This is a genomic window from Bradyrhizobium sp. Ai1a-2 (assembly GCF_000426245.1).
GTDB lineage: Bacteria > Pseudomonadota > Alphaproteobacteria > Rhizobiales > Xanthobacteraceae > Bradyrhizobium.
In genome coordinates this window covers 22,310-47,387 of the sequence record NZ_AUEZ01000054.1, presented here as the reverse complement: position 1 = coordinate 47,387, position 25,078 = coordinate 22,310, and the positions used below count along the sequence as shown (strand labels likewise).

Annotated in this window: 26 protein-coding genes; 11 read left to right on the top strand and 15 right to left on the bottom strand. The window is 62.3% G+C overall.

Annotated features, from left to right (window positions below):
* Positions 1 to 2: 2 nt before the first annotated feature.
* The 5 genes from cutA to K288_RS0128885 all read right to left on the bottom strand — a co-directional run bounded on the left by cutA (position 3) and on the right by K288_RS0128885 (position 5,689).
* Positions 3 to 2,396 (bottom strand): aerobic carbon-monoxide dehydrogenase large subunit, encoded by a 2,394-nt coding sequence (cutA, locus tag K288_RS0128905; RefSeq protein WP_027582692.1) that lies wholly within the window; start codon positions 2,394 to 2,396, stop codon positions 3 to 5.
* Positions 2,396 to 2,923 carry a (2Fe-2S)-binding protein gene (locus tag K288_RS0128900; RefSeq protein WP_244443292.1) on the bottom strand — a complete coding sequence of 176 codons (528 nt, stop codon included), beginning with the start codon at positions 2,921 to 2,923 and terminating at the stop codon, positions 2,396 to 2,398. Before K288_RS0128900 ends, cutA begins: the two co-directional genes overlap by 1 nt.
* Complete coding sequence (locus K288_RS0128895; RefSeq protein ID WP_027582690.1) at positions 2,924 to 3,802, bottom strand: FAD binding domain-containing protein; 879 nt, start codon at positions 3,800 to 3,802, stop codon at positions 2,924 to 2,926.
* A 138-nt stretch (positions 3,803 to 3,940) separates the two neighbouring features.
* Complete coding sequence (locus K288_RS46885) at positions 3,941 to 4,705, bottom strand: alpha/beta fold hydrolase (protein ID WP_051334794.1); 765 nt, start codon at positions 4,703 to 4,705, stop codon at positions 3,941 to 3,943.
* A 12-nt stretch (positions 4,706 to 4,717) separates the two neighbouring features.
* Positions 4,718 to 5,689, bottom strand: a complete 972-nt coding sequence (locus K288_RS0128885) for a 2-oxoglutarate and iron-dependent oxygenase domain-containing protein (protein WP_027582689.1) — start codon at positions 5,687 to 5,689, stop codon at positions 4,718 to 4,720.
* 354 nt (positions 5,690 to 6,043) lie between these two features.
* On the opposite strand from K288_RS0128885, the gene K288_RS0128880 reads away from it, so the two are divergent.
* Positions 6,044 to 6,418, top strand: a complete 375-nt coding sequence (locus K288_RS0128880; RefSeq protein ID WP_043161013.1) for a BA14K family protein — start codon at positions 6,044 to 6,046, stop codon at positions 6,416 to 6,418.
* A 183-nt stretch (positions 6,419 to 6,601) separates the two neighbouring features.
* On the opposite strand, the gene K288_RS0128875 is transcribed toward K288_RS0128880, so the two are convergent.
* The 4 genes from K288_RS0128875 to K288_RS0128860 form a co-directional block, all read right to left on the bottom strand.
* Entirely contained in the window at positions 6,602 to 6,814 is a 213-nt protein-coding gene (locus K288_RS0128875) for a hypothetical protein (protein ID WP_027582687.1), read from the bottom strand.
* A gap of 218 nt (positions 6,815 to 7,032) precedes the next feature.
* Positions 7,033 to 7,200, bottom strand: a complete 168-nt coding sequence (locus K288_RS54250; protein ID WP_201449740.1) for a hypothetical protein — start codon at positions 7,198 to 7,200, stop codon at positions 7,033 to 7,035.
* A 120-nt stretch (positions 7,201 to 7,320) separates the two neighbouring features.
* Positions 7,321 to 7,494: a hypothetical protein gene (locus tag K288_RS53725; protein ID WP_160169016.1), complete on the bottom strand. Its 174-nt coding sequence runs from the start codon at positions 7,492 to 7,494 to the stop codon at positions 7,321 to 7,323.
* 67 nt (positions 7,495 to 7,561) lie between these two features.
* Complete coding sequence (locus K288_RS0128860) at positions 7,562 to 8,008, bottom strand: host attachment protein (RefSeq protein ID WP_027582686.1); 447 nt, start codon at positions 8,006 to 8,008, stop codon at positions 7,562 to 7,564.
* Positions 8,009 to 8,294: 286 nt separating this feature from the next.
* Here K288_RS0128860 and K288_RS0128855 point away from each other — a divergent pair, with 286 nt between their 5' ends.
* Positions 8,295 to 8,477 (top strand): hypothetical protein, encoded by a 183-nt coding sequence (locus K288_RS0128855; RefSeq protein ID WP_027582685.1) that lies wholly within the window; start codon positions 8,295 to 8,297, stop codon positions 8,475 to 8,477.
* Positions 8,478 to 8,513: 36 nt separating this feature from the next.
* Here K288_RS0128855 and K288_RS0128850 read toward each other — a convergent pair whose 3' ends face one another.
* Positions 8,514 to 9,440: a c-type cytochrome gene (locus K288_RS0128850; protein WP_244443291.1), complete on the bottom strand. Its 927-nt coding sequence runs from the start codon at positions 9,438 to 9,440 to the stop codon at positions 8,514 to 8,516.
* Between the two features lie 417 nt (positions 9,441 to 9,857).
* Here K288_RS0128850 and K288_RS0128845 point away from each other — a divergent pair, with 417 nt between their 5' ends.
* Entirely contained in the window at positions 9,858 to 10,784 is a 927-nt protein-coding gene (locus K288_RS0128845) for a catalase family peroxidase (protein ID WP_027582683.1), read from the top strand.
* Between the two features lie 23 nt (positions 10,785 to 10,807).
* Here the strand turns inward: K288_RS0128845 and K288_RS0128840 are convergent, their stop codons facing one another.
* Positions 10,808 to 11,737 carry an AraC family transcriptional regulator gene (locus K288_RS0128840; protein ID WP_043161010.1) on the bottom strand — a complete coding sequence of 310 codons (930 nt, stop codon included), beginning with the start codon at positions 11,735 to 11,737 and terminating at the stop codon, positions 10,808 to 10,810.
* Between the two features lie 693 nt (positions 11,738 to 12,430).
* On the opposite strand from K288_RS0128840, the gene K288_RS0128835 reads away from it, so the two are divergent.
* The 5 genes from K288_RS0128835 to K288_RS0128815 all read left to right on the top strand — a co-directional run bounded on the left by K288_RS0128835 (position 12,431) and on the right by K288_RS0128815 (position 17,268).
* A complete protein-coding gene (locus K288_RS0128835; RefSeq protein WP_027582681.1) occupies positions 12,431 to 13,081 on the top strand; it encodes a response regulator transcription factor in 651 nt (216 codons plus the stop codon).
* 54 nt (positions 13,082 to 13,135) lie between these two features.
* Positions 13,136 to 13,579 carry a response regulator gene (locus K288_RS0128830; protein ID WP_201449739.1) on the top strand — a complete coding sequence of 148 codons (444 nt, stop codon included), beginning with the start codon at positions 13,136 to 13,138 and terminating at the stop codon, positions 13,577 to 13,579.
* Positions 13,572 to 14,912: an ATP-binding protein gene (locus K288_RS46875; protein WP_051334793.1), complete on the top strand. Its 1,341-nt coding sequence runs from the start codon at positions 13,572 to 13,574 to the stop codon at positions 14,910 to 14,912. Before K288_RS0128830 ends, K288_RS46875 begins: the two co-directional genes overlap by 8 nt.
* A gap of 251 nt (positions 14,913 to 15,163) precedes the next feature.
* Complete coding sequence (locus tag K288_RS0128820) at positions 15,164 to 16,369, top strand: NAD(P)/FAD-dependent oxidoreductase (protein WP_027582679.1); 1,206 nt, start codon at positions 15,164 to 15,166, stop codon at positions 16,367 to 16,369.
* A 152-nt stretch (positions 16,370 to 16,521) separates the two neighbouring features.
* Positions 16,522 to 17,268, top strand: coding sequence for an SDR family oxidoreductase (locus K288_RS0128815; protein WP_027582678.1), 747 nt, complete (start codon positions 16,522 to 16,524; stop codon positions 17,266 to 17,268).
* Positions 17,269 to 17,330: 62 nt separating this feature from the next.
* Here the strand turns inward: K288_RS0128815 and K288_RS0128810 are convergent, their stop codons facing one another.
* Together K288_RS0128810 and K288_RS0128800 are read right to left on the bottom strand one after the other, a co-directional pair.
* Complete coding sequence (locus K288_RS0128810; protein ID WP_027582677.1) at positions 17,331 to 18,608, bottom strand: cystathionine gamma-synthase family protein; 1,278 nt, start codon at positions 18,606 to 18,608, stop codon at positions 17,331 to 17,333.
* A gap of 226 nt (positions 18,609 to 18,834) precedes the next feature.
* Positions 18,835 to 19,332 carry a helix-turn-helix domain-containing protein gene (locus tag K288_RS0128800; protein WP_027582676.1) on the bottom strand — a complete coding sequence of 166 codons (498 nt, stop codon included), beginning with the start codon at positions 19,330 to 19,332 and terminating at the stop codon, positions 18,835 to 18,837.
* A 159-nt stretch (positions 19,333 to 19,491) separates the two neighbouring features.
* On the opposite strand from K288_RS0128800, the gene K288_RS0128795 reads away from it, so the two are divergent.
* Genes K288_RS0128795 through K288_RS0128785 form a run of 3 tightly spaced genes read left to right on the top strand, consistent with a single transcriptional unit; the run spans position 19,492 to position 23,194 of the window.
* A complete protein-coding gene (locus tag K288_RS0128795) occupies positions 19,492 to 19,974 on the top strand; it encodes a (2Fe-2S)-binding protein (RefSeq protein ID WP_027582675.1) in 483 nt (160 codons plus the stop codon).
* 5 nt (positions 19,975 to 19,979) lie between these two features.
* Positions 19,980 to 22,349, top strand: coding sequence for a xanthine dehydrogenase family protein molybdopterin-binding subunit (locus K288_RS0128790; RefSeq protein WP_043160993.1), 2,370 nt, complete (start codon positions 19,980 to 19,982; stop codon positions 22,347 to 22,349).
* Positions 22,346 to 23,194, top strand: coding sequence for a xanthine dehydrogenase family protein subunit M (locus K288_RS0128785; protein ID WP_027582673.1), 849 nt, complete (start codon positions 22,346 to 22,348; stop codon positions 23,192 to 23,194). The genes K288_RS0128790 and K288_RS0128785 overlap by 4 nt, the downstream gene beginning before the upstream one ends.
* Here the strand turns inward: K288_RS0128785 and K288_RS46870 are convergent.
* Both K288_RS46870 and K288_RS0128775 read right to left on the bottom strand, forming a co-directional pair.
* Positions 23,177 to 23,674, bottom strand: coding sequence for a helix-turn-helix domain-containing protein (locus K288_RS46870; protein ID WP_084799770.1), 498 nt, complete (start codon positions 23,672 to 23,674; stop codon positions 23,177 to 23,179). The genes K288_RS0128785 and K288_RS46870 overlap by 18 nt on opposite strands.
* Before the next feature lie 138 nt (positions 23,675 to 23,812).
* The gene (locus tag K288_RS0128775; protein ID WP_027582672.1) at positions 23,813 to 25,078 is read right to left on the bottom strand and encodes a CoA transferase; all 1,266 of its coding nucleotides are present in this window, start codon (positions 25,076 to 25,078) and stop codon (positions 23,813 to 23,815) included.

Genomic DNA, 25,078 nt, shown 5'->3' with positions numbered 1-25,078 from the left:
CGTCAACATCCGACGGCTTCCAGCGCGCGTGAAATCATGTTCGGCGACAGCGGCACCTGGTGGAATTTGAGCGCGCCGAACGGACGCAGCGCGTCCTCGACGCCTGAGGCGACGACCGCACCGACCGCGATGCAGCCGGCTTCGCCGACGCCCTTGACGCCGAGCGGATTGAGCGGCGTCGGTGTCTCCAAATGCAGGATCGAGACGTTGGGAATCTCGGTCGCGTAAGGCACCAGGAAGTCCATCAGGCTGGCATTGGCGAGGTTGCCGTCGGCCTGGTAGTCGAGATGCTCGTAGAGCGCGCCGCCGATCCCCTGCGCGATGCCGCCGAGCACCTGCCCCTCCACGATCATCGGATTGATCATGTTGCCGCAATCGTGAATGCAGACATATTTCCTGATCTTCACCGTGCACAGGCCCGGATCGACCTCGATGATCGCGCCGTGCACGCCATAGGCCCAGGTCGATCGCGACGGGCTGTAATAATCGGTGGCCTCCAGTCCGGGCGCCTGGCCGTCGGCGAGCGGCGGGCCGTCATGCTTGCTCGCCGGCGCGAATTGCGTTGCCGCCTGCGCAGCCTTGTTGAAAGCGTAACGCAGCGGATTGCTGGCGGTCGCGATCGCGGCCAGCGGAGCAAAGCGGTTCGAGCCTTTCACCCACGCCGCGGAATCGCGCAGCTCGATCTGGTCCGGATCGACATCGAGCATGTTGGCGGCGGCTTCGATCACCTTGTTACGCACGATGATCGCGGTCTTGTGGATCGCGTTGCCGCTGACGACAGCGGCGCGGCTTGCAAATGTCGCCACGCCCCATTCGAACGCCTTGGTGTCACCCTCGACCACGATGACGTCCTGCGGGCTGACGCCGAGCTGATCGGCGACGATCTGCGCGAACACCGTGTCGTGGCCCTGCCCCTGCGTGCTGAGGCCGGTGTTGACATAGACCTTACCGGTGATCGGGTGGATCTTGACGTGGCCTCCCTCGTAGGGACCGAGGCCGGTGCCTTCGACGTAACAGGCAAGCCCCAGCCCTAGATAGCGTCCCTCGGCGCGTGCTTTCGCCTGCTCGGCGGCGAAATTCTCCGCGCCAAGCTCGGCTGCGGCCATCGCCAGCGCCTTGCCATATCGGCCGCTGTCGAGCGTGACCTTGAGTCCATCCGCGAACAGCAGTCCTTCGCGCGCATAGGGAAATTGGCTTTCTTCGATCAGGTTGCGGCGGCGGATCTCGAAACGGTCGAGCCCGAGCTCTTCTGCGAGCTGATCCATCGCGCGCTCGATGGCAAAGCAGGCCTGCGGCCGGCCGCAGCCGCGATAGGGCGTCACCTGCACGGTCGGCGTATAGACCGCCTTGAACTCCACGAGGATGTTGGGGATGCGATACGGTCCCGCGATCGAGGTGGAGGCGACCTGCGCCACTGCGATGCCATAGGGAATGAAGGCGCCGGTGTCGTGCAGGAAGAAATCGCGCAGGCCGATCACCTCGCCGGTCCTCAGCGCGGCGAGCTCGATGGTGTGGATCTGCGTCCGCTCCTGCGAGGAGCCAAGGAAATTCTCGCGACGGTCCTCGATATATTTCACGGGACGCCCGAGCCGCATCGCCGCCATCGGCACCAGCAGCTCGTCCGGATAGAACAGCAGCACCTTCTGCCCGAAGCCGCCGCCGACATCGGGCGCGATGACGCGGACCTTATCCTCATCGAGCTCGAATACGGACGCAAGCCCGCCGCGCACCGAGATCGGCGTCTGCGTGCCATCCCAGACCGTTAGTTCGCCCGATACCGCGTCCCAGCGCGCCGCCACCGCGCGGCATTCCATCGGGGCCGCAGTCGAACGGTCAACCTGCACGGTGATCCTGGTGACGTGCTCGGCACGCGCAAAGGCGTCGTCCGGATTGCCGCTGGTCTGGACGAAATGCGCTGCCAGATTGTTCGGCACGTCGGCATGCACAAGCGGCGCATCGTCGGTCAGCGCTTTCGTCAGGTCCATCTCGAGCGGCAATGGCGCATACTCGACCTCGATCAGGGCTGCAGCGTCTTCCGCGGTATAGCGGTCGACCGCGACCACCATCGCCACGGTCTGCCCGACATAGTGGACATCGCCTCGCGCCAACGGGCGCTGGGTCTTCGGGTTCTTCATCGAGGGGTGCGGAATCAACAGCGGCATCTCGACATCGAGCGCGCCGATATCGTCGCTAGTATAGATCGCGGCGACGCCGGGATAGCGCTTCGCCGCCGATGTGTCGATGGCGACAATCCGCGCCCGAGCATGCGGGCTGCGCAAGAAAGCGACATGCAGCGCGTCCGGCAGCGGAATGTCGTCGACGAAGGCGCCCTCGCCCCGCAGCAGCTTGGGATCGATATTGCGCTCAACGCGGGCCCCGAACTGGCGTGTCGACATCAGGCCCGTCCCAGCAGCTCGGCGGCGCGGCGCACCGCGGCGATGATGTTGAGATAGCCGGTGCAGCGGCAGAGATTGCCCGAGAGCAAATCCCGGATGCCCTCGTCGGAAAGATCGAGCTTTCCTGGCTCCTCGAAGCGGGCGACGATGTTCATCACCATGCCCGGCGTGCAGTAGCCGCACTGCAAGCCGTGACATTCCTTGAAGGCCTGCTGCACCGGATGCAGCGTGCCGTCGGCGGCGGCGACCGACTCGATGGTGCGGATATCGTAACCATTCGCCTGCACAGCCAGCGTCAGGCAGGAGCGGCCGGCCCTGCCGTCGATGAGCACGGTGCAGCAGCCGCAGACGCCATGCTCGCAGCCGACATGGGTGCCGGTCAGCCCCAGTTCATGCCGCAGGAAGTCGCTCAGCAGCATGCGGACGCTGACGGTGCGGCTGACCGCTTCGCCGTTGACTGTCATCGACACGTCGACTTCGGGATCCGCCGAGCGGTCGGGGATCGCGGCTCTCATCGTTCGCGCCATTCAGGCGATCTCCATCTGCGTGGCGCGTTGCGCGGCCGTCGTCACCATCCTGCGGATCAGCGTGCCGAGCGCCCTGCGGCGATAGGTTTGCGACACATGCATCTCGTCGGGCTGAGTCACGGCCGCAGTGGAAGCTGCCACCGCGGCGTCGAGATCGGACGCATCGAGCACCGTGCCTGTGAGGACATTCTCCGCGTCCCTCAGGCGCACCGGCGTATCGGCAATGCCGCAGGCCGCAAGCTGCACGCGCGACGCACGGCCGCGATCGTCAAGCGACAGCACGCAGCCGACGCCCGCAATCGCGTAGTCGCCGTGACGCCGCGTCACCTCGTCGAAGGCCCATCCTGCCGCTTTCGGCAGCACCGGAAAGCGCGCCTCGGTGATGATCTCGTCCCGCTCCCGGGCGGTGGTGAGGAACGACTGAAAGAAATCCTCGGCCGCAATCTCGCGCCGCCCCGAAGGTCCTTGCGCGATCACGGAGCCACCGAGCAGAACCAGCAGCAGCGGCATTTCCGCCGAGGGATCGGCATGGCAGAGACTGCCGACCACCGTGCCGCGGTTGCGGATCGGCACATGGGCGACATGTTGCATGACCTCGGCAACCAGCGGATTGACGCGTGCAACCGCCGCATCGAGTTCGAATTCGCGGTGGCGGGTCATCGCCTTCACGACGATGATTTCGGTGCCGACCTCGATGCCACGGAGATCAGCCACATGCTGGATGTCGACCAGCGTAGACGGATTGGCGGCGCGAAAGTTCATCGCGGGCAGCAAAGTCTGCCCTCCGGCGAGCACGACCGCGTCGGGATCGCCGGCCAGAATGCTGATCGCCTCTTCGATCGATGCTGGCGCCTGGTAGCCAAAGATGGAGGGCTTCATCTGAACTCTTCAGCTCGCCAAAACCGGAGTCAGGATAGGTGGCGCGAAAATGCTGTCAACGAAGTGAAATGAGCACCGTTTGCCCACAAATGAAGCATCGACCTGCCCGCCGCAACTGAAGCGCGGTCGCAAGATCCGTCACAGCGTGCGGGCGTGCGCGGCGACCGCCTTCATGAACAACGCAACCAGCTCATCCGGCTGCGAGAGCTGCGGCGCGTGGTCGCTGTCGAGGCCGTAGACTTCGAGGCACGGCGACAATTCCTGCATCTTCCGCTGCAGCGGCAGATGCACCGAGCGATCCTCGCGCGCCTCGATATAGACGCGCGGCACGGTGCCGAAGCGCTCCGGCGATAGCTTCAGCTGCGAGCGACGGCCGCCTTCGGGCTGCGGCGTCAGGCGATGCGCCGCGGCTTCGGCCAATGCGCGATCCGCCTTCTGGTAGAACACCTCGACAGCAGAAGCTGGATCGATGCGCGACAAGAGACCTGCTTCGTCATAGGTAACACGCGCATGCGCGCCGCGCATCCAGGGTTCCAGATAGCGCTCGTAGAACTGCAGCACGGACATCCCGTCAGGCAACATGAACGCGCAGAGGAAGATCGCGAGCGCGATCCGTTCGGGGCGCAGCTCGCAGGCCTGCGCGGCCGCCGTGCCGCCCATGCTGTGCCCGACCATGATGATCGGACCTTCGGTCCTGTCGATGACGTCCACGACATGCGCGGCGTAGCGGTCGAGATCGACCTGCTCAGGTGGCAGCGGGTTGTGGCCGTTGCCCGGCAGGTCGACGGCGGTCGCCTCGTGCCCGAGCGCCTTCAGGCGCGGAACGATGGTGTCCCAGGCCCAGGCGCCCTGCCAGGCGCCGTGGATCAGGATGAAGGTGTAGCGTGTCGATGAAGCAGTCATGGCGGCGACGGGCTACTTGTAGGTCCGCTTGTACATCGCGCGCATATGCTCCTCGACCGTTACAGGCGGGTATTTCGGCTCCTCGCCGGGCGCAAGGCAGGTCGGGATGCATTCGACCTTGTGCGCGTAATTGCCGGTATAGAAGAACGGCACCGAATAGCGCTCGCGGCCCGACGCGTTCACCACGCGATGCAGCGTCGAGCGGTATCTGTCGTTGCTCCAGCGCGCGATCATGTCGCCGAGATTGACGACATAGGTGCCGGGCACCGGGTCGGCATGGATCCATCCGCCGGTTGCCTGGTCCCAAACCTGCAAGCCGCCGACATCGCCCTGGCGCAGCAAGGTCAGTCCGCCGAAATCGGTGTGCGCACCGGCGCCCTTCTGATCCGGATTGCCGTTGGCAGCCTGCGGCGGATAGTGCAGCAACCGCACCGTCGCCATCGCGTCGGTGCAATAACCCTTGAAATAGCCTTCAGGCAGATCGAGTGACAGCGCGATGCCGCCCATCATCCGCGCCGACAGATCCAGCATCACGTTGAGATAGGCCTCCATCACCGGCTTGAAGTTCGGCCGCGACGACGGCCACTGGTTGGCGCCGTGATTGAACATGCCGGCGAGCACGCGCGGATCATCCGGCGCATGCTCGGGCCCGACATAATAACCTTCCTTGAGGTCGGGCGGCGCGCCGGGCTCCAGCGTCTGGCCCTGCAGCGGCTCATAGCCGCGATTGACCTTCGAGCGCGACTTGTCGACCTCGGCCTTTGTCTCGGGCGGCAGATCGAAGAAGGCGGCAGCCTCAGTGAAAACGTCGGCAACGAGGCCTTCGTCGACGCCATGGTTCGAGATGTAGAAGAAGCCGTTGTACAGACAGGCGGCCCGCAGCTTGGCAGCAACCGCCTTGCGATCCGACAGGTTTGGCGACGATAGGCCGGAGATATCGATCACCGGCAGGCTGGACTGCGAAACCCGCGCCGCTTCAAGCATGTTCGCTACTCTCCCTTGCGCGTCCGCCTCACGACCATGAAGCGCACGCTCGCCCGCAGCCTTTAGGTAGCGCGGCAAGCGCGATCACGCGCGCTGAAAGTTTCGGCAAATAATAGCGTTTTCGGCCCAAAAAAGCATCCGAGGGCGAATCGGATGGTACGGCAGAGATGCAACGGAGCCCTTCATATTCGTACGTGACAGCCGACTGATCTTGTGGTGACCCAAGGGTCGGAATCTTGTACTGGGAGTTGACGCTTGGCTGACTCTCTCGTCGCGAGCGGTAAGTCCCGGGAACCGTACGGCAGCACGGCCGTTGTGTTCCCAACTAAACAAGAAAAGGAGCAAGCCGTGAACATGAGTAGGATTTTCTTGATGGCCGCCGCCACAGCGATGACGATATCGGCATCCCTACCTGTTCGAGCCGCGCCCATGATGCCGTCCCCCGTGGCACAGGAGTCTTCGGCACAGCAGGTGCAATACCGTCGCTGGCATGGTGGTCCCGGCTACCGCCACTACGGTTACCGGCGCGGGTATGGGGGCGGCGGATACGGAACCGGCGCTGCCGTGCTTGGCGGACTCGCCGCGGGCGCCATCATTGGCGGGGCCATTGCATCCAGCCAGGCACAAGCGGCAAACGCCCAAGCTTACTGCGCGCAGCGCTTCCGCTCCTATGATCCCGCCTCGGGCACTTATCTCGGCACCGACGGTTATCGTCACCCCTGCCCGTAACGAGCGCTAGCAGTCCCAAACTGTCATTCCGGGATGCGTGCATAGCACGCAGGCCCGGAATTCGGTCGCCCGTTTCGCAGGTGGTGAAATGGATTCTCTGATGTGCAAGTGCACATCATAGTTCGCGCTTTTGCGCGCCTCGGAATGATGGCAAGCCGAGGTGCGCCGCGACACTTCCGTCGTTTACGACGGAAAGTCGGCCTGCTTAACCTCGAGCCGATCGGCATGCAGGGTCCAATCGTGAACCCCGTGCATCTCGCAGAATTTCTGCTTGGCGACGTCCACCGCTTGTGCGTTGTCGGGGACATCGAGGTCCACTGTGCATTGGCAGATGTCGCCTACCTGGCCGTTCTCGCCGAGCACACGTTTGTAAAATCGGGCAATGAAGCGCGCCATCCGCGTAGCTCCTCTTTTCCTCTGCTAGCTGAGCCAGCCCGCGAGGCCTCGCGTTGATCTCGCGCAAACCGAATAGCCGATGACCTGATTTGAAATTGCAACGCAGATCCCCGCCAGGTGCTGAACCGCAGGTGGATGGCGTCCCCCATGCCCGAATTATCCGCTTTCGAAGGCGGCGGCATCAAAGCGCGATGTGATTTTCGGAAAATTGCGTTGGATCAGGACGGCTTGCGATCCGCTCGGGTGGAACGCGGCAGGCTGCCTTCCTTCGCTTCCTCGTCCGCCAGCAGCTTGCGAACGACCTCGCGCTCCGCCTCGCTGATCTGCGGATCGTTCAGCTTCTTCCTGAACAGCGCGAGGTTCTGATTGTGAATGAATTTCTCCACGGGACCCACCTCCATCCGCGGGATCCGAGCATCACAACAAGTATTACATGTTACCGCATGGATGTCCGCGCGACCAGACGATTTCCGAGCGGCGCTTAGCCACACTGCATGGCAAGCATATCACTCCTCGAATGATGGCGACTCCGGCGCCTCACGCGGATCGCGTTCGACCGGCTCATTCTCGCCGAGCGGCTCATCGCGCTCAACGTCAACCTGATCCTGATCGATCAAGCCCGGCGCCTCATCCGCCTGATCGGCCGGTTCGCCGCGTCGCTTTCGAGGAACAGAGAACATGGTCTTCTCCCGCAAGGACGCGTGAGAACGGGTTATGCATCAACAGCCAGCGGGCGGCGCCCGCGGATCATCCAACCAGATGCCTTTCGATTTCACCGACAGGATGCTTGGTGAGATCCTTGTCGAACTCAGCCAGGATATGCCGTTTCACGTCAGGATGAAAGGCAACTCGAAGCTCTGCCAAAGTTCGAGGCGGGGCCACGACGACGAGCGCCTTTGCCTTGCCGCTGCGGATGACCTGCTCGGCTGCGGCCGCCACCTGTCGCGCGAACCGGTGCTCTTCGAGATCATGCCAGTCCACCGGCTCGACCGTACTTCGCTGCCCCGACGCCGGCTTCCTCGTGCGTCCGGGCCGCTCGCTGCCTTGGTCATGGGTCGAGGGATTTAGCTGCTCAAAGACTTGCTCGGTCTTCAGATTGGGAAACTTCTCATCGCCTTCGTTGCGGAGGAACAGCGCCTTCCGTCCGTCGCCCACGAACACGATGGCGTCATGCGGAATCTTGAGTCTGCCCATGATGAACCTCCGGCACTTGTCTTCAATTTGCTGAACGGCACCGTAGCTGCACACGATTCAACAACGACGACAGCCTATCTCGGAGCCCTTCTCCGCCATTTGTTCTGGATCAAACCATCCGGATGCATCGTGCGCCATATGACCGGACCGGGCAGCGGCGCGCGTCGACCGCCTGAGGGAACCGCCGCGGAAAGTTCGCCGCGCCGTCGGGGGAATTTCGCCTCCGCGGGGCCAAAACCTTGCGCTGGATCAAATCGTCGGAATACAGATCTTCGACAAAGGGCGGATGAGACATTTCATCTTCGTCTGTCCCAATACCCATCTCAACGTTCAGCACAGCCTGGACGAGGACGATGGTACCGACCAGAACGAATTCACTGCGGTAAGCTGCCCTGCCTGCACGCGACTGCATTTTCTCAGCCGCAAGACCGGCCAATTGCTGGGCGCAGATTCAACCCCGAAGAACTAGCCTTCGTTCCGAAATGCGAACGCCGTGCGGAGTGGTTCAGGCTCCGGGCAGATGCGTCAGATACTCATAGAGGGCACGAAGGTCTTCATCTTCCATCCGACCGATCGGCCGCCACGGCATCTGATTGCCGAGGGTGTGACCGTTCGGATCGATACCGGTTCGCATGGTGGCGACGAATTCCTGAAATTTCCAGCCCTTTACGACATTGAGGTCAGGCCCTAGCGGCGCGAGCTGGCCAGGCTTGCCGCCGGTCAGATCCTTGCCATGGCATTCGCGGCAGTCCTGATACGAAATGAGATATTCGCCGTATTGCGGCGTGGGACCTTTTGGTGGCGCGGTGACATGTTCTGTTGAGACCGGCTTGCCCGTAGGCAGCATGCCGGCGCCCAACATCGCGATGCCGAGTGTCGTGAGATGATCGGCCGGGCTTATCGTCTTTTCTCCCGCAGCGGGCAGACTGCGGATATAGGCGATCACCGCTTTGGTGTCCTCGTCACTCAGCTTTCCGGCGTTGGTGTACGACATGATGACCAGCCAACGGCCGTCAGGATCGACACCGTTGCGAATAGCGCGGAAAATATCGCCGTCCGACCATCGGCTTACCGCCCCGACCGGCGTGAGGTTGGCGGCTACAAATGAACCGATCGGCAACGAGATCTCCTTGCCGAGATCCGCACCGCCGGTGAGCGTGTCGGTCCGGGTATGGCAGCCGCTGCAAAAGCTGTCCGAGATCGTCTGGCCGCGCCGAATTTGCTCCGCGGTCCCTGCAACCTTCAAATCGACGGCTGGCGCGCTGCGCGCCTGCAGCTTGAAAAGTCCAATGGTCAGGAGCGCGCTGATCGAGATGGCAATGACAGAGGCCAAAGCCGCCAAACCTGCTCCGCCCCATTTGACAATTGGTTTCTTCGATCGCCGGCTACGAATAGCTGACCACGCCAGCAACCCCGCGATGGCGATCAACACCGCGGGCTCAAACCACTCGAACATCCTGTATTGCCCCAAATCAAAATCGATGCGCAGGACGATGAAATCTCGACCGTTACAGACGGTAGGGGGAGCGCGATACGGAATAATTTCGAGATCGGCCGATCGTGTTACAGATGTAGTTCGCCAGACGGCCTTGGTTCTCTCCTAGAGTTTGTTCAGACTGCTGCGGCCTCGAGACCTGTGCTTAGAAGCATTCTCGCGAGGTGCTTGCGCGCATAGGACATCCGGCTTTTGACGGTGGCGCAGGGAACGCCGACAATCTCGCCCACTTCGCCGTCAGGGAAGCGATGGCTAGTAGCAGCAGGATCGGACAAGGCATGGCCGCTTTGGGAAAGACACCGAACCTGCACACCGCTTAGAACGCCCACTGACCACTCAAGCCAAGGTTCCGCCATGCCCCGGTTCCCGACCGGCGCCGCCACACCCGCGTCCATCGTCGATGCCCTGAAAGCGGTGGCTGGTGATCCGCCAAAGGTGCGCGCGAGCTTTGCCAAGGGCCGGTGCGTTCGCGGCACCTATGCCCCGTCGGATTGGGCGGAGGAGATTACGAAATCCCCGAGTTTCACCAAACCATCACGGGTGCTGGCGCGCTTCTCGGTGGGCGGCGGCAATCCCAAAGTGGCGGATACCAACAACCTCGTGCTGCGCGGCTTCAGCTTCAAGCTCGGCGACGATCGACATCGCTCCGACATTCTCCTTGAAAGCGCTCCGGTGCATTTTGCGAGGACGCTCGACCAGATGCTGGCTTTCCTCAAGGCGCGGCTTCCGGGTCGGGACAGCAAACCGGATATGGCGAAGGTCAAGGCATTCTCCGCCGCCAATCCGGAAACGCTGCATCAGGCAAACTACATCGCCGCGCGCCCGCTGCCCGCGAGTTTTGCCGGCACGACCTATTGGGGCGTGCACTCCTTTCCCGCAACGAATTCGAAAGGCGAGACACGGTTCATCAAGTTCAAGGTCGTTCCGGTCGGCGGAGACGTCACACTGACCGAGGACGAGGCCAAAACGAAGTCCGCCGACTTCCTGCATGACGACCTCGAAAGCCGGATCGCGGCGGGCGATGTCCGGTTCAACGTGATGGCGCTCCTCGGCCGTCCCGGCGACCCCACCATGAACGTGACCATCCGGTGGCCGGATGAGGACAATCGCGAAGCGATACGGCTCGGAACGATCGTTATCACCGGTCTAGAAGCGAACGAGGCCTGCGACCCAACCATCTTCGATCCGGCAAATCTCGCCGAAGGCATCGGTCATCCGCCGGACGAGATCTTTGCGGCGCGCCACGCCGCCTACACCATCTCACTGGCGAAGCGACGCTGATCGGACCAAGCGCCCGGCTTGAATCACGTCTCGCTTGGCGAAGCGCCGAGCGCATCGCGGCGCCACGCCCCAGGGCTGACGCCGACCACGGACGAAAACACCCGCGTAAAGTGGCTTTGGTTGGCAAAGCCGGCCGATATCGCTATTTCGGACAGCGGCAGGTCGCGGACGGTCATCAACTGCTTGGCCGCCTTCACGCGCTGGCGAAGCAGCCACTGGTGCGGCGGCAGGCCGGTGGAGATGCGAAACGCGCGTGAAAAGTGGCTGACCGAGAGATCGAACTCAGCCGCGACTTGCTCCAATGAAATCTTTCCGGCGAGGTCGGATTCGAGCTTTTCGCAGGCGCGCTTTTCCTGCCACGGGGCAAGACCGCCGCGGCTCGGTTCGGTGGCGCGCTTCATTCCGCCATAGGTCTGGGCGACGTGCGCAGTGAGCGCGAGCATCATGTGATCGACGAAAAGCTGGTTGGTCTCGTCCGGCCGACGCAGTCCTTCCACCAGCGACGCACCGAGATGACGAACGACCGTGTCATCATGGCCGATGCCTGCCTCATAGGCGAGTTCGCCGATGCGTGGCGCGCCGGTCTGCGTGGCGACGTCGTCGAGGGCCGAGCGCGGCAGATAGAAAAAGATGGAGTGGAACGGCTTGTCGATCACGTAGCGCGGATCGCGCTTCAGGTCGTACAGATAGGTCGCCCCGCCACGGACGTCCGTCTTGATGACACATCGTCCGCTCTCCCAGCACTCGCAATCCGGGTAATCGCGAAACTTGAGGCTGACGAGATAGGCATCCTCGGAAGGCATCGAGCCGGAAAGACCCGGCACGGGATCATCATCCCGCGTTTCGGTCACAGCCAGTTCGGCGCTGCGCAATGTACGCGTAACCAGCGAGGGCGCGTCCTTCAGACGGAAGCGTCGCCCGAGCCCCTGCCCAAAGGCGCGTGCCTGTCTCATATCGGTCAACCTCATCAGTGGAATTGGACCGGGCAGGTCATCGTTGTGCTGTCCCGCAAGGTCGCGACTGCACTATCGGAGATCAGCGAGCGACTGTCCACGCTCGCTCGCTGAATGCGTAGCTGTTCTGACAGCATACCAGGCCAATCACGACAAAATGAATTTCAAAGCGATTTCAATTTGATTCGGCACTTTGCGACTTGCTGGCGTGAAATATTCCGCCTGGCAAGGTGGCAAATCACTGCTCGATTCCAGCGTGCGTTTGTGAAAACGGCGACAGCAGCTCCGCTCTCAACCGGGAGTCGAGCTCGACGCTTGATTTTTCGGCGCGCGAACTCGCGCAACGGCCTCGGTTCGATAGCGGCAAAACGGTGGCGTTCGCCGCACCTGACTACAACTTTGGTCGCATGCGAGTGCGCTACTGCGTCGCCTGGTCGTCTTGATCAGAAGTTCGAGCGGAAAATCACGAAAATCGCAAAGTGTCGCAATGGTGCACTTGGAGCAGGATCGGGCAAAGCATGGCCGCTTTGGGAAAGACGCCGGACTTTTACGGGGCTTAGAACACCTGCCGAATGCTCTGACCCAAGAACGGCGCCAGACCTGAGAGCAGAAGCGATCAAAGGAGGCCACGCAATGGTTGGGACAACCGCACTCACCGCCTCACCTGTTTTACCGCCCTTACCGCGCCTCCCCATGAGTATAGCTGCCGACACTATGGACCGCCCGCTTGTCCTGATCGTGGACGATGACGAGGATATGCGCTCCGCGCTTCGAGAACTTATGCTGTCGGTGGGAATCGACGCATGCTGCTTTGGATCGACGAAAGAACTCTTGCATGCCGATCTTCCGGAGCGGCCGGGTTGTCTGATTCTCGACGTTCGCATGCCCGGAGCAAGCGGCCTGGATCTCCAACAGCACCTCACCTTGAATGGCAACACGAGACCGGTCATTTTCCTCACTGGCCATGGCGACATCGCAATGACGGTCCAGGCGATGAAAGCGGGTGCCGTTGACTTCCTCACAAAACCCGTAAGGGACCAGACGCTCCTCGATGCGGTCACCGCCGCGATCGAGAAGGATGTCTCGCAAAGAGCCGTGGCGCGGCTGGTCAAGCAACACGTCGACCGCTACGCAAAGTTGACGCCGCGCGAGCGCGAGGTCCTGCGCGAAGTGGTCAAGGGGCGCCTTAACAAGCAGATCGCGTTCGATCTGGGCATCAGCGAAATCACGGTCAAGCTGCACCGCGGCAACGTGACGAAGAAGATGCAGGTCACGTCCATTGGTCAGCTCATTCGCATCTGGGAACTGTTACCCAGTGAGATTCGAACCGAGAGGTCGGCCTAGACCAAAGGATGGTTACGATCGGGCGGGCAATCGGGCAGATCAGGGGATGCCCGTTTGGCCATTCGAGCGAAGGTCTTCCGTTTGTCCAAAGCGCCCATAGTCGCGATTGTCGATGACGACGAAGCCGTCCGAGAGGCCCTTTCCGATCTCCTTCTGGTGCTGGATCTGTCGTGTCGCACTTTCGATCGAGCGGAGGCCTTCATGGCGGAATACGTCCCGGGTAGCTTCGATTGCCTGATTACCGACGTGAGCATGCCCGGCCATAGCGGGCTGGACCTGCTGCAACGGCTGCGGAGCATCGGATCATCGATTCCGGTCATCGTCGTCACCGCCGACACGAACCTGACGACCCGGTTGCGCGCGATAGGTGGCGGCGCCCACGCATATCTGACCAAGCCAGCCAGCAGTGAAGCGCTCATTGGTCACTTGCAGTCCGCTCTGGCGCGCGTGGGCCCTACCCTGGACGATGATGGACAGGAGGCGCCTTCCGATGGCTAGCACCGGCAATCTTGTCGACATCGTTGAGTTCGGACGGAATGCAGAAGCGGCGTCCGAATCGACCGATTGCACATCCTGTGAACTGCGGGCAAGCGAGGAGCGATACCGCAATCTGATTCAATATCTGCCGACTGCTCTCTGGCAGGTTGATTCCCGCAGCGCGGGTGAAATCTTTGACCAGCTGAGGGCAAAGGGCGTGCGCGATATCGCGGCTTACCTCGACCAGCATCGGGACCTTATCCGACATGCCGGAAGCGTTGTGTGTGTGACTGATGTCAACCGGGATGCGGTATCGCTGTTTCGCGCCGACAAGGCTGCCGATCTCACAAAGCCTATTCGATACCTTTTTGCCGCAGCTCCCGGGCTCGCCAAACGGGTCATGGTTGCACACTTCGAAGGTCGGCGGAATTTCATCGAAGAAACCAGGATTCTCGCCTTCGATGGCACCATGATCGATGTCTTGTTCACGGTCACCTATCCGAGGCCGCCCGAGCAACTGGACACGACTTTCATAACCATCCAGGACATCAGCGAGAGATTGAATGCCGAGCAGCAGCTTCGAAAGTTGCAGGCGGACTTCACGCATGCCGCACGCATCGCAACGCTCGGTGAACTAGCGACTTCGATCGCGCATGAAATCAACCAGCCGCTCGCGGCAATCGTCATGAATGGTGAAACGAGCCTGAGGTGGCTGGCGCGCACCGATCAAAACATTGAAAAAGTTACAGAGCTCACTTCCCGAATCGTATCGAACGCTCGGCGTGCCAGTGAGATCATTCAACGCATGCGGGGCATGGCAGCGAAGCAAGAACCCGAGAAACGTCTCATCGACCTCAATGAGATCGTTGAAGAGACCCTTCTGTTCATTCGGCATGACGTGGATACCAAGTTGATCACCCTGTCAACAACGTTTCGCCCTGGGCTTCCTCGCGTTATGGGCGATCGGATCCAGTTGCAGCAGGTAATCATCAATCTGCTGGTCAACAGCATCCAGGCGATTACGCTGTCGGGACAGCCAACACGTCGGATCGATATCGAGACTGCGATCGATGAGGACGGTTCGGCCGTCTTTTCCGTTTTTGACAATGGACCAGGCATTGCGGAAGCGGACCTCGCGCATATTTTCGACAGTTTCTTCAGCACCAAGGATGCCGGCATTGGTATCGGCCTGGCCATTTGCCAATCGATCATCGCCGCGCACGGCGGCAGCATTTCGGGCTCAAATCGTCCCAACTGCGGCGCCCATTTTCGCTTCACGCTTCCAGCGCCAACGGTTGTTGGGACCGATCCTGGCATTGCCGACTTCATTCACCAGACGGATCAGTCCAAATAATGGGCTGTTGTCTCATCGGGCGATCATCTGCGCGATGATGCACATCCGCCGTACTATCCCAAGGTGCAGGTCAATCTACCCCGGGACCCTGCGCGACCAGGCTCGCTGCACGATACCGCCGCGCAGCATTTGCCAACATTGTTGCAGGCACACGAGCGGCGACGGCTCCGCCGAGACGCCTTGCCGCCGTTGACGCGCAGCGGCGGCGCGCAGGTACGTCTGGGAAAAAACCAACCAAAGGGATAAATCACATGCGACTCGTCATCATCGGCGCCGGCTTCGCCGGCATGTATGCCGCACTTTCCTCGGCCCGCCTTCGCGACATCCAGGGCGTCTCGCCCGAGGACCTCGAGATCGCGCTGGTTTCACCGGAGCCGACGCTGGTGGTGCGCCCGCGGCTCTACGAACCGAAGCCGGAGACCCTGACGGCGCCTCTGCTGGATGTGCTCAACGCGATCGATGTTGTCTACGTGCAGGGCAGCGCCGAGACGGTCGATACCAAGTCTCGCACCGTGCAAATCGTCACGGCCAAGGGCACACGAAAGACGCTCCCCTACGATCGGTTGGTCGTGGCCACCGGCAGCCGGCTGTTCCGTCCGAATGTTCCTGGCCTCGCCGAACACGGGTTCAGCGTCGACCAGCTCGACGACGCGATCGCCCTCGACCGGCACCTGCATAATCTGGCCGCTCAGCCGCCATCAAAGGCGCGCGACACGGTCGTCGTTGCCGGCGGCGGATTCACCGGCATCGAGGCGGCCACGGAGATCCCCACGCGGCTTCGTGCGATCCTTGGCAAGGATGCCGAGCCGCGCGTCATCATCGTCGATCGAAACGATGCGATCGCCCCGGATATGGGCGCGGGCCCCCGCCCCGTCATCGAGGACGCACTGCGCAAGTGCGGTGTGGAGACCCAGCTCGGCGCCGGCGTCGCCTCGCTCGACAAATCCGGCGTCACGCTTTCCAACGGCGTGCACATCGAGTGCGCAACCGTGATCTGGGCGGCCGGCATTCGCGCCGCCCCGCTGACCGCGCAAATCCCCGCCGAACGCGACAATTTCGGCCGACTGCTCGTTGACCGCGATCTGCGCGTGACGTCGGTGGCTGGCGTCTTTGCCACCGGCGATGCCGCGAGAGCAGCCTGCGACGATGTCGGCAACTACGCGCTGATGTCGTGCCAGCACGCGACGCGGATGGGCGCCTTTGCCGGCAACAATGCGGCCGCCGAACTGCTCGGAGTCCCGACCAAGCCATATCACCAGAAGGCTTACGTCACCTGCCTCGACCTGGGCGAGGCCGGCGCGCTCTTCACGCGAGGCTGGGAGCGGAAGGTCGAGATAGTCGGCGAGCAGGCAAAGAAGACCAAGCAGGAGATCAACACCGTTTGGATCTATCCGCCGCGGCCCGAGCGCGCCGCAGCACTGGCGTCGGCCGATCCGGAGCGTGTGACTGACCTCTAGGCCTCACGCGATATGAGCCGCGCTCCGGGCAGGAGCGCGGCTCCCCTCACCATCGACCAATCTGGTGCTCACCACGATGAAACACGAGAATTACGAATTCGTCGACATGCCTGACTCAACCGGCTTGCCGCGCAGTGAGAGAGGAATCGAATATGCAGAGTGAAAAGGTGGTCATCGTAACGGGCGGCAGCTCCGGCATCGGCCGGGCTGCGGCGCTGCGTTTCGCCGGGCAAGGCGATAAGGTGCTCATCACCGGCCGGCGTGCCGGTGTCATCGAAGAAACGGTTGCCGAGCATGCGAACATCGCCGGCCTGGTTGCCGATGCCGCCTCCGCCGAGGATGCCAAGCGCACAATCACCATGGCGCTCGATACCTGGGGCAGGATTGATGCGCTGATCAACAACGCGGGCGCGGGTGCAATCCTTCCGCTGGCCCATACAACGGCCGATCGGATCATGGACATTTTCTCCGTCAACGTGCTCGGCCCAAGTTTGCTCGCCGCTGCTGCCCTCCCTCACCTGACGGAAACGCGAGGCACGATCGTCAATATATCGAGCATCTTCGGTCACAGGCCGGCGGCCGGACTGTCCCACTACGCAGCCAGCAAGGCAGCTTTGGAGCACTTGACCCGCTGCTGGGCGCTGGAGCTTGCGCCACTCGGCATACGCGTGAATGCCGTCGCGGCGGGCCCCACGGAATCCGGCGCTCTGACAGGCATGATGGGCCTGTCGCCGGAACAGGCTACGGCCATCAAGGAACAGGAGCGCGCGCGCATTCCGCTCGGGCGGCGCGGCGTTCCGGACGACGTCGCGGAATGGATCGTGCGGCTTGCCGGCCCCGGTTCGGAATGGATCACTGGTCAGGTGATCGCTGTAGACGGCGGCTTGGGACTGGCTTAGTTGCTGCTGACGCGCTGGCCGGCCGCATCGCGGCTGGGCCCGCGCCTCGCGTTGCGCGGTAGCTATGCCTCGATCAAAGCCTGCGCGATGTCTGCGATCAGATCGGAAGGGTGCTCGATGCCAACAGACAACCGGATCGTGGAGTCGAGCACGCCTATCCTTTGACGGATGTCGGCCGGGACGCCTGAGTGGGTCATGGTCGCAGGGTGGCTGGCAAGCGACTCGGTGCCGCCCAGGCTCACCGCCAGTTTGAGGATTTGCAGCGCGTTCAGGAATTTGAATGCAGCCGGCTGGCCGCCGACAATATCGAATGAAAAGGTGGAGCCTGCGCCACTGCATTGCCTCGCGAACAGACGGCCAGCCGGAGAATCCGCTGCGTGGTGCGCAAGATAGTGGACTTTCTCCACTTTGGGATGATCACGCAGATAGTCAGCCACGAGGCGCGCATTTCTGTCGGCCTTTTCCATCCGCAAGCTCAGGGTTTCGAGCGACCGGCTGATCATCCAGCAGGAATGGGGATCCAGTTGCGTGCCGATGGCGCCCCGCAACGCCTTGACGTCCTTCATCAGAGCCTTTGAGCCGAGCGCGGCACCGGCGATCAGGTCGGAATGGCCTCCGACATACTTGGTCAGCGAGTACAGGGAGAGATCGGCCCCATGCTCGATCGGCAGCTGAAACAACGGCCCGAGCAAGGTATTATCGCATGCGACGATCGGCGTGTGGCCCTGGACCTGGCCGATCAGCTCGGCGATACGGCGGATCATCGCGATATCGACCAGGCCATTGGTGGGATTTGCCGGAGTTTCGATGAAGATCATCGTAACTCGGCCCCTGCGCATGGCGTCCTCCGCCGCGTGCCTGACTGCGGTCTCGTCGAGACCATCGGCGAAGCCCACGGCGCCAATGGAGAGCTTCGCAAGCGTGTTTGCAAACAGCGTTTCCGTCCCGCCATACAGCGGTTGAGAATGCAGGATCACATCGCCAGGCCGCGCGAATGCCAGGATCGTGGTCGAAATTGCCGCCATGCCGGACGAGAACAGCACGCAATTCTCCGTGCGTTCGTAGACGGCGAGCCTGTCCTCCACGATCTCGCTATTGGGATGATTGAACCGCGAGTAGACCAGGCCCGCGCCCATCCCCTCCGGTGGTTCGCGCCGGCCCGCGACGAAATCGAAGAAGTCCTTGCCATCTTCCGCGGTCCTGAAGACGAACGTCGACGTCAGGAAGACCGGGGGTTTGACGGCTCCCTCCGATAACTGCGGATCGTAGCCGTAGTTCAGCATCAGCGTTTCCGGGTGCAGGGTGTGGTTGCCAATGCGGGTCTTCGACGGTTTCACCATGGCCTGTCCTCGCTCTCTTGAGGGAACATCCTACCCCGCGCCTGTCTACGGCGGTATGAAAGTCTCCTATGGCTATAACGCCGGAATGGCCAGATCGAGCCCGCCGGCGCGGACATAATGCTGAGCTTCTGCGCCGAGCGGCCGTTCGACAGAGGTCGCGGACCTGAACCCGAACCGCAAATCGATCGGCACGAGCGCTCGAGAGAGAGAGAGAGAGAGAGAGCGATTACCGCGATCTGTCGAACTTCGTCAGCCGCCAGCGTACGAGATCGTCGGCACCCGGGCCGGCCTGCGGCCGCACATCGCGCGGACGAACAACTTCACCCGATTTCTCGTCGACAAGCGCAAGCTTGACCGCCCGCCCGGTGCTCTGATCGACGAATTTCAGCGGCGGACCTTGCTCTCCCGCGATCTGCCATTTGTCGCCGACCTGCGCGAGAGCTTGGATCACGAGAATAACGTCAACGCCCTTTGGCGTCAGAACGTATTCATAGCGATCAGGACCCGTCTGATACAGACGCCGCTCGATCAGTTCATTCTGTTCAAGATGCTTGAGACGATCGGACAGTGTGGCGTGGGTGACGCCGGTCGATTTGCGCAGGTCGTCGTAGCGACGGAGCCCAAGGCCGAGATCACGCAGGATCAACATCGCCCAGCGGTCGCCCACGGCCTCCAGAACGCCCGCAATCGAGCACACCATTCCCTCGAAACTCTTCGACCGCATCGTCATCACTCCGCATATCGCTCTAATCATTAGAGTAAATTTATTGTGCGAACAACCTCCGAAAAGACCTTGCTTTTTAGTTACTCTTATTATTAGAGTTAGTGGTATCGGGTTGCTCGACAAAGAGCACGCGGTCGTCGGGCCGCGATCGGAGGATCCATGGCCGAAGCGGAGAAGCGTCACCCAGTGACGATCGAGATCAATGGCACGCGCCGGACATTCGAGGTCGAGAGCCGCAAGCTGCTGGTCCACTTGATCAGGGACGATCTCGGCCTGACCGGCACGCATATCGGCTGCGACACCTCGCAATGCGGTGCCTGCACCGTCGAGGTCGACGGACTGGCGACAAAATCCTGCACAGTGCTCGCCGTCATGGCTGACGGCGCCTCGATCACGACGATCGAGGGCGTGTCGCCGGCCGGATCGGCCCTGGATCCGGTGCAGACTGCCTTCCATGAGCATCACGCGCTGCAATGCGGCTTCTGCACGCCAGGCATGATCATGAGCGCGCGCCAATTGCTGCGCGCCCACCCCGATCCAGGCCACGACGACATCCGCCACGGCATTGCCGGCAACATCTGCCGCTGCACCGGCTATCAGAACATCGTGCGCGCCATTGAATCCCTTGTCGCGAAAGGCTGATCGCCATGAACGCAACCGTGCTCCACTACATCGGCAAGCCCCTGAAGCGCCGCGAGGATTTCAAGTTCCTCACCGGCAAGGGCCGCTATGTCGACGACATCAAGCTGCCCGGCGTGCTCCATATGGCAATCGCACGATCGCCGCATGCGCATGCCATCATCAGGAACGTCGACCTCGGCGCGGCCAAGGCAGCGCCAGGCGTTCGCCTCGCCCTCGCCGGCCGTGACCTTGAGGGCAAGATCGGCCCGATCGTTCCAAACTGGATCATGCCAGGCACGAAAGTGCCGTTCCGTCCGGTGGTCGCCATTGATCGCGTACGGTTCGTCGGAGAATGCGTCGCGCTGGTGGTCGCGGAAACGCTTGCCCAAGCCTATGACGCCGTCGGCCTGATCGACGTGGATTATGAGGTATTGCCCGCCGTCGTTGACGAAGAAGCCGCGATCGCCGCCGATGCGCCCCAGCTCCATGACAACGTGCCCGGCAACATCACCACTATCTACAAGGTGCGCGGCGGCGACTATGCCAAGGCGGCCGTTGACGCCGACCAGGTGGTCAAGTTGCGCGTGGTCAACAACCGCCTGATCCCGACCTGCATGGAGACCCGCAGCGTAGTCGCCCATCCAGATCCCGACGGCACCTTGACCGTGTACATGCCAAGCCAGGTGCCGCACATGCACCGGCGCTGGATTGCCGAGACTGTCGGCATTCCGGAACACCTGTTGCGCGTCGTCGCGCCCGATATCGGCGGCGGCTTTGGTGCCAAGATGCATCTCTATCCGGAGGAACTGCTCTGTCCGCATCTCGCGCGCGAACTCGGCGCGCCGGTGAAATGGTGGGAAAGCCGTTCCGAGAGCCATCAATCGACCAGCCATGGCCGCGCCCACACCGAGAATATCGAGGTCGCGATCAAGAACGACGGCACCATTCTCGGACTGAAGGTCGAAACATTAGGCAATGTCGGCGCGTATCTCTCCAACATGGCGAGCGGTGGGCCGACCGTGAACACCGTCAATTTCGGCACGGGCAACTACAGAATCGCGAACTATGAGGCGACGTCGCGCGTCGTCGTTACCAACACAGTGCCCGTCGATGCCTATCGTGGCTATGGCCGGCCGGAAGGCGCCTATATCGCCGAGCGTGCCATCGACGTCGTGGCGCGTCATCTGAATCTGGATCAGGTCGAGATCAGGCGGAAGAATTTCATTCAGCCCGCCGATTTTCCCTACCGGCCCTATGGCGGCATGGCCGTGATCTACGATAGCGGCAATTATCAGGGCCTTCTAGACAAGGCACTCGCCGCCTTCAACTACGACGCTCGCCGGAACGAGCGCGAGACATTGCGACGCAACGGCATCTATCGCGGCATCGGCGTCGCCGCCTACACCCATATGTGCGGCATGGCGCCGTCGCGGCGTCTTGCGTCGATCGGATTCGATCGCGGCGGCTGGGAGAGCGCGCGGGTTGCGATCGATTCCAGCGGTCGCGCCACGGTCTATTCGGGCTCGATGAGCCAGGGCCATGGCCACGTCACCTCGCTGTCGCAGATCGCCGCCGACGTGCTGCAAATTCCGATCGAGAACATCGACGTGATCCAGGGCGACACCCGCCAGGTACAGGCCGGCCACGGCACCTTCAACTCCCGCTCGATGGCGGTCGGCGGATCGAGCCTGCATGTCTGCTCGCAGCGCATCATTGCAAAAGCAAAGAAGATCGCCGCGGGCATGCTGGAGGTCGACGAGAGGGACGTTACCTATGCCGCGGGCCAGTTCAGCGTGCCCGGCACTGACATTGCGCCCTTGACCTTCGGCAAGGTCGCACGCATGGCCTATGTCGGCCACAAGCTCCCCGACGGTGTCGCGCCGGGCCTCGACGAAACCGAGTTCTACGATCCGATCGGCATGAGCGCGCCATCCGGCGTGCATCTGGCCTATGTCGAGGTCGATCCCGAGACCGGGATCGTCGACATCATCGACTATGTCGCGGTCGACGACGTGGGCACGCTGATCAATCCGCTGCTCGCGGCGGGGCAGATCCACGGTGGTGTCGTGCAAGGCATCGCGCAGGCGCTCTATGAGGAAGTCAGTTACGATCCCGACAACGGACAGCTCCTAACCGGCTCGCTGCTCGATTACGCCGTGCCGCGCGCCGAGCATGTGCCTGATATCACCTCGCTGTTCCAGGAGACGCCCTCCCCGACCAATCCGATCGGCGTCAAGGGCATCGGCGAAAGCGGCTCGATCGCAGCACCGCCTTGCATGGTTCACGCCGTGCTCGACGCCCTGTCGCCCTTCGGCATCCGCCACCTCGACATGCCGCTGACGCCGCCGCGCATCTGGGCGGCGGTGCAGAACGCACGCAACGGAGCAGGCCAATGATCCCCGCAGCTTTCGATTATGTCCGCGCGGGCTCGCTCGCGGAGGCGATGAATCTATTGCAGCGTGATCCGGAGGGCACGAAGCTGGTCGCCGGCGGTCATACGCTGATCCCGACGCTGAAGCTTCGGCTGGCTTCGCCCGCGCTGCTGGTCGATATCCGCGGCATCGCAGAAATGAAAGGAATTCAGGTCAGCGAGAACAGCATCAGCATTGGTGCGCTGACGACGCATGCAGAGCTCCTTGTATCCGAACCGCTCCACCAGGTGCTGCCGATCTTCCGCCAGGCCGCCAATTTGATCGCCGATCCGCAGGTGCGCAACCGCGGCACCATTGGTGGATCGCTCGCCAATGCCGATCCCGCCGCCGATTGGCCGGCCGTCATGATCGCGTTGAAGGCAGAGCTGGAGATCGCAAGCGTCAACGGATCACGACGCGTGGCAGCGACTGACTTCTTTGTCGATATCTTCTCCACCGCGCTGGAGCCTGGCGAGGTGCTCGCGACCATCCATATCCCGCGCCCGGCGACAGGCATGCGCTTCACCTACAGAAAAATCCGCCATCCTGCGAGCGGCTATGCCGTTGTCGGCGTCGCAGCAGGTGTCGCCGTCACTGGCGTCGCCGCCGACGTATCGATCGGCGTGACCGGCGCGGCGAGCCATGCATTTCCGGCTGATGTCGCGGCAAAATTCCTGGTGGGCAAGCCACTGTCGCGAGAGAATATCGAGGAAGCCGCGAGGCTCCAGAGCGCAGCGACCGAGTGCCTGTCGGACCGCTACGCTTCGGCTGAGTATCGCGCGAGCCTGGTCAGGACGGAGACAAGGCGCGCGCTACTTGCCCTTGCGTGAGGCGCGCCTTGGCGCTTCGGTCGCCTTGCCGGCTGAAGCTGCGCCAAACCGCCTGCGGTTGAACGGCACGGCGCCGGCTCCCGCGACCACCTCGACGTCTTCGAGGCGTAGCGCCTTGCCGCCGGCTGTCCGCAATTCCGGATACTCGATCGGACGTCCGGCATGCCGGTCACGAAAAACCACTTGCGGGCCGGCCGGCTCCGCCAGCCAGCTGTCACCCCATTTCTTCAACGCAAGATAGGCAGGGAAAAAGTCGCGTCCTTTTTCGGTCAGAACATATTCGCATCGGCCGGCGTGCTCGGGCAGCGGCACACGAGCCATGACGCCTGCCTCGACAAGCTTCTTCAGCCGGCTACTTAGGATATTGGGGGCCACGCCGACGTAGTACTCGAATTCGTCGAATCGCTTCACACCATAATAAGCCTCTCGCAGGATCAGGATCGTCCAGCGATCGCCGACGATTTCCATGGCTCGCGCCATGGAGCATTCCTTGTTTGCGAGGCGGCCTTGCTTTACGCCGGACATGGCTCTTTTCAGCTCCGAACGCGACCCCCGTACCATATTGGGCCGAGCTCGCGTATGTCCAGTCTCACGTACCTTGGCCTGTTTCTCGGTCGATCAGGCTGCCTGACCTGGCTCGGTCTGCGGTTTGGCGGCAACGTCAGGTTCGAGCGCGCGCCGATGTGTCACCAGAACGCCGGCTTCGCTCAAGCGCTTCAATTCGGTCTCGCTGACGCCGAGTTCGCTGAACACCGCAACGTTATGCTCACCTTGAAAGGCCGGCGTCCCGATCGGCGTCAGCTCTTCGGCCGAAAAGCGCCAGGGACGTCCGGGCAGGCGATACTGGCCGCCGCTGCGGTCGGATACGTATTGCACGGCCCCCCAATAGTCGCTCCATTCGGACGCCGTGAGTTCCTTGATCGAGCGGATCTCGCCCATCGCGATCTTGGCCTCGTCGAACTGGGCGTCCAGCGTTGCCATGTCCGGGAAGGTCAGTATCCACGATTGGATGATCTGGTGCAGCGCACCGAAATTCAGCCGGCGCGCGGCCGCATTGCAGAACCGCGGATCGTCCATCAGGTCCGCGCGGCGCATCGCGCGCAGCCACGATGGAAAGGTCCGGCTCCCGACAATGCTGGTCGCGACCGTGAAGTGCTCCCCTTGCGGTCCGGTAAAGAACGAGCAGTCGGTGGCGCCGAGCACGGCAGGTTCGGCACCGATATCATCGTCGGAGAGATCGACATGCGCGCGTTCGTTGACCGCCAGCAGCGTCGCAGCCATCGCGACATCGATGTACTGGCCGCGCCCGGACTTCTGACGGCTGTTGAGCGCTGCCAGGATAGCGATCACAGCCTGCATTCCAGCATAGACGTCCGCGTGCGACAGACTGTCCGTGCGTGGTTCAGTCAGCGCACTGCCATAATGGCGAACGCTGTTTTCGGTGAAGCCGGCCTCGGCCTGTACGGTCGGTGCGTATGCCATCCGACTTCGCCACGGTCCTCCCTGGCCATAACCAGTGATCGAGGCATAGATCAATCGCGGATTTCGCTTTGAGAGAGTCTCATAGTCGAGACCGAAGAAACCCAGCGTGCCCGCACGGAAATTCTCGACGACGACATCGGCCGTGTCGCAGAGTTTCAGCGCCAGTTCATAGGCGCCGGGCACATTGAGGTTGATACTGACATTGCGCTTGCCCGCATTTTGCTGCGCGTAATAGCCCGACATGCCGTCGGTCGACGGAAATGCGAAGCGCGAGACATCAGGGCTTGGCGGCTCGATCTTGATGACCTCGGCGCCAAGATCCTGCAATGTCCGTGCGCATAACGGGCCGGCGAGCACGCGGGAGAAGTCGACCACACGGATTCCGCTCAAAGGGCCGCTCAT